Genomic DNA, 9,685 nt, shown 5'->3' with positions numbered 1-9,685 from the left:
CCCCAACGCTCCGGCGATATCGCGGACCAGCTCGGCCGCGGTGTCACCTCTCTCGCCCCCACCCGCTCCGGTCTCATTGGCAAAGGCATGATCTGGAGCCAGACTCACGGAGAGACAGCTTTCACCGTTCCGCTGTTCGACGAATTCATGAAGAGAATCATGCCCGGCGACGACTGGAGGCGTGGATAGCCAAGGAACAGTCCGGCTTGGGACCGTGAGTTTGACTTGTGCGGCCGGGTGCCCCTCCATGACGCAGTTTCATCGCGTCATGGGTGGGAAGTCTCAAAAATCCATCCGGTCGATACATCCCGTTCGATCCATCCGAGGCTGTTTACTTCCACCCAAAACGCTGTCATTCCGACCGACCGGAGGGAGCGGAGGAATCTGCCCTGAAAATTCTCATACCTCGATCAAAACTGGGTGGCCCATCCTTGCGCAGCAAGGGTGGGAAAGCACGATCCCACCCGATTTTCATGGTCTCGGGTGGCGCAAAGAGCCATGCAAGACTGCGGTTGTCGTTTTCTACGCGCTCGAGCAACTTCTTCGTCGCGGGCTGTCTCCTCGTTTGTCAATGCCGAAGCGACAGCCACCGCTACTAAGTCTTTCATTCGCAAAGTAAAAAGACTACGCGGCGGTTTGCAGGTAATTTCCCGCTGTCGGAGCAAAATGGAAATTAGGAAGAGGACCAAACAGAATTTCGGTCAACGTCCGGTTGGGCGACTAACTCGTTTGTTTAGAGATATCTACAGGTAAGTTCAATGATGCAAATAATTTGCAGCGCACCCCTCTCTGCAGACCCAAGAAAGAAGGATACTTACTCGCAGAGACCGGTATAGGGGGTCATCCGAAAGTCCGCCAGACTCGCGGACGGCATAGATGCGATAGCTCAGCTGGATGAGCAGGAATGGCGAATTTGAGGAGTTGAAGCCATTAGCGGGTAGCTAGAACCTGCCTCACGCCTTAGCATAGGTTGAGCATTCCCGATGCGAGGTCCAGCATGGCCGACACAATCATCCCCCCGGCGTTAACCGCAGAAGAGATCAGCAGCCTAACCCGCCAGACCAACTACGGAACGTGGCGATTTCAGAAGACGTGGAAGCCGCTCTACATCGCCGATGCGGAGGGCTGCTGGATTACGGATGGTGCGGGCAAGCGCTACCTCGATTTCAGCGCTCAGCTGATGTGCGTGAATCTCGGCCATAAAAACGCAGCCGTCGTCGAGTCCATCGGCAGACAGGCGCGCGAGTTGGCCTTCGTCGGTCCCGTATATGCGACAGAAGCCCGCGCCCGGCTCAGCGCCAAGCTTCTGGAAGTGCTGCCGGCAGGGCTGGAGAAATTCTTCTTCGCCACCAGCGGGACTGAAGCGAATGAGGCTGCGTTTAAAATCGCCCGCATGTACACGGGCAAGAACAAGATCATCTCGCGCTATCGTTCTTACCATGGCTCTACGGCCGGTTCCATCGCGGCCACCGGCGATCCGCGGCGCTGGGCAATGGAGCCAGCGGGCAAAATCCACAACGTCGTCTTCGCACCCGAGACGAATTGCTACGACTGCCCCATCAAGCACACCTATCCCGCCTGCAATGTTGCGTGCGTCGACTACATCGAGCACATGATCGAGAACGAAAGCGATGTCGCTGCAATCATTCTTGAACCGGTCGTCGGGACCAACGGCGTGCTGATTCCGCCGCCAGAGTATTTCCCGCGTCTCCGCGAGATTTGCGATCGCCACGGCGTGCTGATGATCGATGACGAAGTAATGGCTGGCTGGGGTCGCACCGGAAAGTGGTTCGCTGTCGATCACTGGGGCGTCAAGCCAGACATTCTTGTCACCGCCAAGGGAATCACTTCGGCATACGTGCCGCTCGGCCTTTGTGCGACGACAAAGAAGATCGCCGACCACTTCGAGGATCACTACTTTTCGCACGGGCACACGTATGAAGCGCATCCCATCACGCTGGGGCCCGCGGTCACAACCATCGAGGAGATGCAGAGGCTCAAGCTTGTGGAACGATCCGCTGAACTTGAGCCGTATGTGCGACAGAAGCTCGAAGCACTGAAGGAGAAGCATCCATCGATCGGCGATGTGCGCGGGTTGGGACTCTTCTTTGCGGTGGAGTTGGTGAAGAATCGCAAAACGAAGCAACCCTTCAACACGATGCGCGATAAGGTGGAGGGCAAGCCGCTGGTCGTCGATCAGATTGCGGCAAAGATGATGGCCGATGGGGTGGCGCAGCAGGCCTGGGTGAGCCACTTCGTTATCGCGCCGCCGCTGATCGTGACGAAAGAGGAGCTCGATTTCGGCATCGACACCCTGGACCGCCATCTTGGAATCGCTGACGCTCTGGTGGACTAATCGAGCCGGAAAGGCGCGCTCCAAGTCCCGCCGCAATCACCCTGGTATGGATCGCTTGGTCTTTGTTCAGCGAGGGGCAGATCGAACAGATGCATCTTCCGGCTGCGGCTGAGCTGAAAGCTGCCGGCGAAGAGTTCCGGCAAGAGCCACAACCGTGCGCAGTTTTTCGGCAACCGCAGCAGGAACGCCGCCTTGCGAAAGAGCCAGTTGCGATTGAAGCAGCAGCCCGGAGACGGTGTTCTTCAAGTCTCTTTCGATGGACGCCGTTGCTGCACGCATCGCGGTTGCCTGCTCCCGCTCGCGGCGATGAAGTGCGGCGCGGATTTCGCGGATGATTCTGGCTGCTCCGGAAACGGCGAAATTGATCTGGAGCGGAATGGCCAATCCGGACCGCTCCCAGATCGCATCAGCACCGGCCGGGTCGCACTCGGCGAGAGACTCGTCAACCACAACGGCAGTAAATTCTTTCCGCCGCAGGGCTGCCAGGGCCGCGCGGCGACCTTCTGCAACTTCTACCTTCATCTCAAGCTGTTTCGAAAAAGCTTCAGCGCAATTGCGAACACCTTCGATGCCACTGATGATCAGAATGCTCATATCTTCCTCAACCTCGGCGCATGTCGTTATTAGGCGCACCGATAGCAGACAATCTCGTTGTTGGGTGGAGCAACATCGGCCTGGCAACACCGCCGCTCAAGTCGTGTGAATGTGTTCTAGTTCCCCCGCATTGGATCGCTGATTCCGTATTCCTTCAGCTTGCGATAGAGCGTTGTCTTGCCAATTTTGAGTAGGCTGGCTGCGCGGAGCTTGTCACCGTGTGTCACTCGAATGGCGTCGAGAATCGCGATCCTCTCCCGGACGGCGAGCGGTACGATTTCGTCTTCCTCCGAAGCCTCCTCCTTTTTTCTCCCTGCCGAAGCCGCGGCATGAAGCGCGGCAAGCGGCTTCTGCTGAAGCTGCGTAGGCAGGTGGCCCAGCTGAATCTCCCCGCCGGTGGTCATGGTTGCGCCATGTTCAACCGCATTTTCCAGTTCCCGAACATTACCCGGCCAGTCGTACTGCATCATCGCGCGCAGGGCTTCGTCATGAATGCTGAATCTCGAAGGGTGCTCTTTGTTGATCTTGTTAAGGAAGTGCGCCACCAGCATCGGGATGTCGTCCCGACGATCGCGCAGTGGAGGCAAGCGGAGGTTCACGATATTCAGGCGGTAGTAAAGATCTTTGCGGAAGCTGCCCTTCTCCACCATTGAGGCCAGGTCGCGATTTGTGGCCGTGAGAATGCGCGCCTTGATTGGCACGCGGTGCGTGGCCCCCACGGGCCGTACCTCCCGCTCCTGCAGTGCACGGAGCAGCTTGGCCTGCAGATCGAGGGTGAGCTCTCCAATCTCATCGAGGAATACGGTGCCTCCCCCCGCAGCGACAAGAAGGCCCTCCTTGGCGTGATTGGCCCCTGTGAAGGCGCCTTTGACATAGCCGAACAACTCGCTCTCCACGAGCGTGGGCACGAGCGAGCCGCAGTCGACGGGTAGAAATGGCTTTTCGGCGCTGGGGCCAAAGTTGTGGATGGTGTGGGCGATGAGTTCTTTTCCTGTGCCGCTCTCGCCCAGGATCAGGACCGGGTGAGTGGTTTGCGCCACCTTCGACAGGATGCGATAGAGCTTTTCCATCTGGGGCGTGCGACCGATCATCTGCCCCATGCCATCGTGCAGTCGAAGGCGCTCTCTCAGTTGCCGGGCCTGCGCATCCACACGTGTTTGACCGCCGGCACGTTCCAGCGAGGACGCAAGTTCGTCCACCGTGAACGGCTTGTTGAGGTAGTCGGAGGCGCCGCAATGCACGGCAGACAGCGCCACACTGGCGGAGTTTACAGGCGCCATCGCAATGATTGCGATGCGCGGATAAAGCGCATTGATCTCCGCGACTGTTTCCAGCCCGGAATCACTGTTGCTGGGTAGATCGATCAGGACAATGTCGGTCGGAAACTGCAACAGCGTTGACCGCACGCGGTCAAGCTTCGAAATTCCTTCGGCCTTGTAGCCCAGGCTCACCGCAATCTCGATGCAGGCCGAACGAGCAGCCTCATCATCATCGACGATCAGCACGTGCAACCTGGAGAGCTCTGGCGATATCGGAGGGAGAGAATTCATGGTCCGCGAAAGAGGTAACGTTGCAAGCATGGTATTCGCCTCGTTTACTTTGACTATGTGGGCCAGGTCACGTGTGTGCTGGAACATCAGAAGAGGTTTAAGCGACCTGCACCGGCAGTTCGATCTGGAAGCAGGCACCCACGGGATCACGATTCGCGGCGTGAATCAGTCCACCCGAGGCTTCCACTATTGAACGGGTGATGGAGAGGCCAAGGCCACGATGTGGGAGCGGCCATTCGCCACACGCAAAGGCATCCTGGCTGGGAGGGCGGGTGTCGCGTGGCTCGAACATCGTCCCGATTACCTTGTCCGCCAGTCCGGGCCCATTATCTTCCACATTCAGGGTTATCCAGGGTGTGTTTTCCTCGCCCCGGCTCTCCCAAAGCGTGATGTGAATTCTGCCCACAGCCGACATGGCTTCAGCGGAGTTCTTTACCAGATTGACCAGGATCCGGGTCAGGTCTTCGCCCGTCATCCGTACGGGAACGGCGCCGCCCTGAGCGTCGACCGTTAACCCTACAGTGGGTCCGGCAAGGGCCGCCAGAAGGCTGCGATTGGCGAGAAGTTCTTCAGCCAGATTTTTGATGGGCTCGACGGGAACAGACTTCCACTGGCGAGGGCGTAGTTCTGCAGTTCGAAAAGGGTCGGTGCGCGCATCACTTGTCTGTGCGACGGTGTCGCCGCTTTCGTGCCCATCTGGAGTCTCGATCGACATCAGCTTGTCGATAAGCCGGCGGCTGGCAGCGGCAACCAGGCGCAGTTCCCCGCTGTAGTGAACGAAGGGAGAAGCAAGAACGCCCGGCTCCTGAAGCAGATCGCAGTAGAGATCGAGGGCGGTCACCATGTTGCAGGCGTCGTGCGCGATCTCCGCAACATCCTGACCTCGTGTGGTCATGGTGGAGAGGACCTCCACGACCTTGTCCACTCGTTTTTGTTCTATTTCGCCCAATTCGCTCATATGTTCGATCTGCATTTTTGGTCCTTTCGTCTGCCTGGTTTTCGATCTGGGTATAAAAGCGTGTTTCGCCTTTTCTTCTTACACGCAGCGTGCCAAATCCGGACACAATTCTTAAGGCGCACAAAGAAAGGCGCTTAGCGCGAGATTTAGGAGAAAATTGAAGATATCGTTCCCGCTTTTGTTTTCCCGGAATGGAACGACCCGAAATTGGAATTGGGCACAGGTTTAGTTAATCGAGGGACTTACGAGAAGTTAGTCGCGCTTTTCCCGAATTGGGTCTTCCCGAAACGGGGAATTCGCTTTTGGACAACGGGCGATTTTGGCTGTTTCTCGTACAATCGGCCTATGAACCGGTCAGATGATAAGAGCTTTTTCCGTCCCGGCGATCGCAAACCGAACCAGCTTCGCCCTTTAACACTTACCCCGGGATACGTACAGACGGCGGAGGGCTCGGTGCTGGTCGCGCTGGGCAATACCAGGGTTTTAACCAATGCGACGATTGAGCAGGGGGTGCCGGGGTGGCTGCGCAATTCGGGCCGTGGGTGGGTGACGGCGGAATATGCGATGCTGCCGCGGTCCACCGTGACGCGGACGCCTCGGGAGAGCGAACGGGGCAAGATCGGCGGACGGACGCATGAGATTCAGCGGCTGATCGGGCGGAGCCTGAGGGGTGTGGTCGACATGCATGCGCTGGGCGAACGCACAGTAATTCTAGACTGCGACGTGATCCAGGCGGATGGAGGTACGCGGACGGCGGCGATTACGGGAGCGGCTGTCGCGCTGGCGATTGCGCTGAACGCGCTGGTGAAGGCGGGCACGCTGAAGCAGTCGCCTCTGAAGCAACTGGTGGCGGCTACGTCTGTGGGCATTGTCGGAGGCGTGCCGCTGCTCGATCTTTGCTACGAAGAGGACTCACAGGCCGAGGTCGATATGAATATCGTGATGACTGCGGACGGGGGGCTTGTTGAAACGCAGGCCACGGCGGAGAAGGGGAGCTATTCGCGCAGTGACCTGAATGGGTTGATCGATTTGGCAGAAGAAGGGCTCAAGGAGATCTTCGCGGCGCAAACAGCGGTTCTCCAGCAATAAGGCGATGTGAATCGCGACTTCGAATTCAGGCGGTCTCTCCGAAGTTCCAGTTCTGCAATAGCCGATATTTCCCATCTCGGGATCGAGATGGGGGGCACCCGGCATCCCGTTCTTTGCCGGTGAAACGAGTGAGATTCTCACGTCCGAGCAAACACACACAGTCATCCGGGTATCCGGATCGCCGCAGTCGTGCTCGTCATGTGGAACATGAGAAGAAGACATTCTTCTCATAGCTGAAAAACACCCGCAGCGAGGACGGCGGTCAAGGGCGCACGCTCTTCGTGCATTCATCGGAGCGAAGCGCAGACCCTTGACGGCTGCCGCAGCGGAGGGTACGGCAGCCTCAGCCGCGCCGGTTCCGGATGCAACCACGAAAAACACACTCCACCCGCAAGACGCGCCGTTTCTGCATGATCCCATTTGCAACCGAAACGTTTGCAGGCGCAACCCTTTCAGGGGTGGAGTGTCCACCCTAAAACCGATGCCGTAGGCAGCGTGCTCTTCGCTCTCAGCGCCTCACTGCTGTTTACAGATGTAAACGCGACATAGGCCGCCCCGGAAGGCCCCTAAGAGCGGCCTGCGCCAGGGATCGAGGCAGTCTTATTGCCTCTTTGGCGACCTTAGCAAGCGGTTTGTGCAGAAGCCGATCACCGCACCGACTAGACCATAGATGAGGAAGTTGCTTCCATAGGCGATCAACCCGACAGCTATCTTAGCCCCGACAGTTCTAGGGTCGATAAGCTGTACCATCGCAGCAGGCCAGAGCGCCTCAACTAGGCCGGATGACACAGAGTCATAGTGAAGCCCAACGGCCAGCAAAAGCGCCATGACAAGCCCAACCACCCCAGATGCCAGGAACCATCTTCCCAAGTGAGCATCCCTTGGAAGGTCAGCGGTCTCTTGATCAAGAAGCATCTTTCCCTCCTCGCACATTTCTCATTGGTGCCCCGGAAGCACGGTGTACATATTGCTGAGTTGATTCATCAGGTCGTTGGGATACGCTGCATTGGGCCTGTTTGGATGCCAGCATCCTTTAGAACCTGCTGCGCCCATGTCGCACAGTCCAGCCCGAGCGCAGAGTTTAGAGAGTAATTGGGCGGCGCAGCTGTCGATCGATTGATCGAGTTTTGGATCATCTGAGCTTGCATCCCCGTGACCGGGATTAGTGCAATACTCCTCAGCTGACCGGGCGTTTCAGGCTGGATTGCTCCAGGTACGACATTAAATTTGAACCCGTTGAGCAGAATGTTGGATAAGAAATCCGCGTCACTTTTCGGATTTTGCCCCACCTGCGGCTGTCCGACTAGACCTAGCGTTATATGGCCCGCTTCATTCATGCGCGTATTCAGCCAGCTATCCACATGAACACTCGTGTCTTTATACGACGCGTGCGTGACATCGGTGCCGTCGTTTGTCCCAGTCATCTAGACCGTGCCTCTGTCAGCATTGATGTTGATGTCGGTTAAGCCACCGTTAACCCAGTATCCCCCGTTCCTTCCGCACTCTCCAGCGTTACTTTGCTGGTCAACGCTCTCGACACCATTCCCATTGTTGTTTAAATATGCACAATCAAGCCCTGTCGGATCGGTATAGATCAGCGGGTTGTTCTGCGCATACGCATAGAGATTGAGGCTCTGTGGATTCGCAAGAGAAGCAAAGACCAATCCAGCGGGGTCCGGGCTCATGAACCGTCCCATCGTAGACGCGTAGTACCTTGCCCCGAAGTAGTCATTGCCGTTAGCGAAACCTGTTTCGATATCCCGTTCTTTGCCGGTAAACAGGTATGGCGAAAAACGCACTACGGATGTACAAACGGCGGAGCACGTCATACATCACCAAGTCCCTCATCGTACATCAAGTTCAGGTCTCAAAATCGAGACCGGGGCCACTTGCGGCTCAACAGCAAAGAGATCATGGCACGTGGTTGGCCAAAGAAGGATAGCGATGGATAAAGAGGAGCAGGTTGGCTACTTGAATGAGACAAAAAGCGAACTCCAAGAGAACGGCCATCCCTATGATTTGAGCGCTGCACCCCATTGAGACGACTGCATCCTTCCGCCGGTATTCCCATGCTCCAAGCAACAACGGAATGGCCAATAATACAAGGCAGGTCAGAAGAACAAACAGCCATTCTCTTTTGGAGCCAATTGGCACGCTCACCCACATAGAGAAAAGGGTTAGGAGGCATATCACGGTCGCAAAAATTGATGTGATCCAATAGGCACGCCGTCTCGTCATTTGTCCTCTCTCCAAGGCGTTGCGAATCCGCTACTGACAAGCGCCCTTATTCGCCTGATTTGAGCAATCAATGTACGCGTTGGTTTGGGTTGTCGTAACACTACTGCTATCGTTATTGCCCCTCATCAGAAGCGCCATCAAATCGAAAGGGTCATAATTGTTTGGTCTATTTCCATAATCTGTTCCTCGAGCGGGGAGAAATTCGGCAAAAGGATTCTGCCAATATGACGGTGCATACCTTGAGAACAGGTTCCCCCAGAGACCTGCCGGAGTCCAACTCTTGTTGCCTTTGGGCAGTATGCCTATAGCCTTTAGTGCATTGCGGCAAACAGTTGTGCAGTTTGTTGCATTCGGTCCATAAAGCGTGTAGGGATTCGTCGAGGTAGACAATTGGCGAATGAAGTTGATCACCTCCTGAGCATCTTCTGGAGATGTCTTAATCGTGAGCGATGAGTATTGTGCCTTCAATTCGTCAGTTGTCTGCGGAAAGCCAAATGTAGCTGTACTGTTCACCGGGCTCCCGAGCGGCGTGAATCCATATTCTGAATCATGTACGGGTCCCCAACTCATCGCCGCCGCATCACCGGTTTGCTGGTTCTCTGCCACGAACATAATGTGTCCCGGCGGTGACAGGAAGGAGTTCTCGTAGAAAATCGTGATGTCTTTGCCATCTGGATCGATGTACTTGAGTGGGTTGTTTCCGCCATACACGTATTTGTTCAGCGTGTTGGCGGGATTCAATATCCGTTCATCGGTCAAGTTCAGACGATCCGGCGAGAGCCAGCGTCCCATCGTAGACGCATAGTACCTGGCCCCGAAGTAGTCGTTTCCTGATTCGGTATCTCGTTCTTTGCCGGTGAAGTGATGGAATGCGAGGCCCTGGACTGCGGAACAAGCGGT

9 protein-coding genes and 1 pseudogene are annotated in these 9,685 nt (G+C 56.4%); 3 read left to right on the top strand and 7 right to left on the bottom strand.

Annotated elements, in window-relative coordinates; translation table 11 throughout:
- Positions 1–189 (top strand): annotated as a pseudogene (locus WA354_RS00525) (ATP-binding protein); the annotation flags it as partial.
- A gap of 808 nt (positions 190–997) precedes the next feature.
- Positions 998–2,356: an aminotransferase family protein gene (locus tag WA354_RS00520; protein ID WP_472811050.1), complete on the top strand. Its 1,359-nt coding sequence runs from the start codon at positions 998–1,000 to the stop codon at positions 2,354–2,356.
- A 66-nt stretch (positions 2,357–2,422) separates the two neighbouring features.
- Here the strand turns inward: WA354_RS00520 and WA354_RS00515 are convergent, their stop codons facing one another.
- The 3 genes from WA354_RS00515 to WA354_RS00505 form a co-directional block, all read right to left on the bottom strand.
- Positions 2,423–2,950, bottom strand: a complete 528-nt coding sequence (locus WA354_RS00515; protein WP_472811049.1) for a hypothetical protein — start codon at positions 2,948–2,950, stop codon at positions 2,423–2,425.
- Between the two features lie 116 nt (positions 2,951–3,066).
- Positions 3,067–4,455 (bottom strand): sigma-54-dependent transcriptional regulator, encoded by a 1,389-nt coding sequence (locus WA354_RS00510; RefSeq protein WP_472811048.1) that lies wholly within the window; start codon positions 4,453–4,455, stop codon positions 3,067–3,069.
- A gap of 142 nt (positions 4,456–4,597) precedes the next feature.
- The gene (locus tag WA354_RS00505) at positions 4,598–5,473 is read right to left on the bottom strand and encodes a sensor histidine kinase (RefSeq protein WP_472811047.1); all 876 of its coding nucleotides are present in this window, start codon (positions 5,471–5,473) and stop codon (positions 4,598–4,600) included.
- 330 nt (positions 5,474–5,803) lie between these two features.
- On the opposite strand from WA354_RS00505, the gene rph reads away from it, so the two are divergent.
- The gene (rph, locus tag WA354_RS00500) at positions 5,804–6,547 is read left to right on the top strand and encodes a ribonuclease PH (RefSeq protein ID WP_472811046.1); all 744 of its coding nucleotides are present in this window, start codon (positions 5,804–5,806) and stop codon (positions 6,545–6,547) included.
- A 600-nt stretch (positions 6,548–7,147) separates the two neighbouring features.
- On the opposite strand, the gene WA354_RS00495 is transcribed toward rph, so the two are convergent.
- The 4 genes from WA354_RS00495 to WA354_RS00480 all read right to left on the bottom strand — a co-directional run.
- The gene (locus WA354_RS00495) at positions 7,148–7,462 is read right to left on the bottom strand and encodes a hypothetical protein (RefSeq protein ID WP_472811045.1); all 315 of its coding nucleotides are present in this window, start codon (positions 7,460–7,462) and stop codon (positions 7,148–7,150) included.
- 68 nt (positions 7,463–7,530) lie between these two features.
- A complete protein-coding gene (locus WA354_RS00490) occupies positions 7,531–7,971 on the bottom strand; it encodes a hypothetical protein (RefSeq protein WP_472811044.1) in 441 nt (146 codons plus the stop codon).
- Positions 7,972–8,376 (bottom strand): RHS repeat-associated core domain-containing protein, encoded by a 405-nt coding sequence (locus WA354_RS00485; protein WP_472811043.1) that lies wholly within the window; start codon positions 8,374–8,376, stop codon positions 7,972–7,974.
- Between the two features lie 439 nt (positions 8,377–8,815).
- A partial coding sequence (locus tag WA354_RS00480) for an RHS repeat-associated core domain-containing protein (protein ID WP_472811042.1) occupies positions 8,816–9,685 on the bottom strand: 870 nt, incomplete at its 5' end.

Source organism: Occallatibacter sp., assembly GCF_049802275.1.
Classification (GTDB): Bacteria; Acidobacteriota; Terriglobia; order Terriglobales; family Acidobacteriaceae; genus Telmatobacter.
Note: the sequence above shows the minus strand (reverse complement) of the source record. Positions and strands in the feature narration are given on the sequence as shown.

Excerpts from the sequence above, each read along its gene's own strand:
- WA354_RS00520 (WP_472811050.1), top strand. The coding sequence starts at position 998 with ATGGCCGACACAATCATCCCCCCGGCGTTAACCGCAGAAGAGATCAGC.
- rph (WP_472811046.1), top strand. The coding sequence starts at position 5,804 with ATGAACCGGTCAGATGATAAGAGCTTTTTCCGTCCCGGCGATCGCAAA.
- WA354_RS00495 (WP_472811045.1), bottom strand. The coding sequence starts at position 7,462 with ATGCTTCTTGATCAAGAGACCGCTGACCTTCCAAGGGATGCTCACTTG.
- WA354_RS00490 (WP_472811044.1), bottom strand. The coding sequence starts at position 7,971 with ATGACTGGGACAAACGACGGCACCGATGTCACGCACGCGTCGTATAAA.
- WA354_RS00505 (WP_472811047.1), bottom strand. The coding sequence starts at position 5,473 with ATGCAGATCGAACATATGAGCGAATTGGGCGAAATAGAACAAAAACGA.
- WA354_RS00515 (WP_472811049.1), bottom strand. The coding sequence starts at position 2,950 with ATGAGCATTCTGATCATCAGTGGCATCGAAGGTGTTCGCAATTGCGCT.
- WA354_RS00485 (WP_472811043.1), bottom strand. The coding sequence starts at position 8,376 with ATGACGTGCTCCGCCGTTTGTACATCCGTAGTGCGTTTTTCGCCATAC.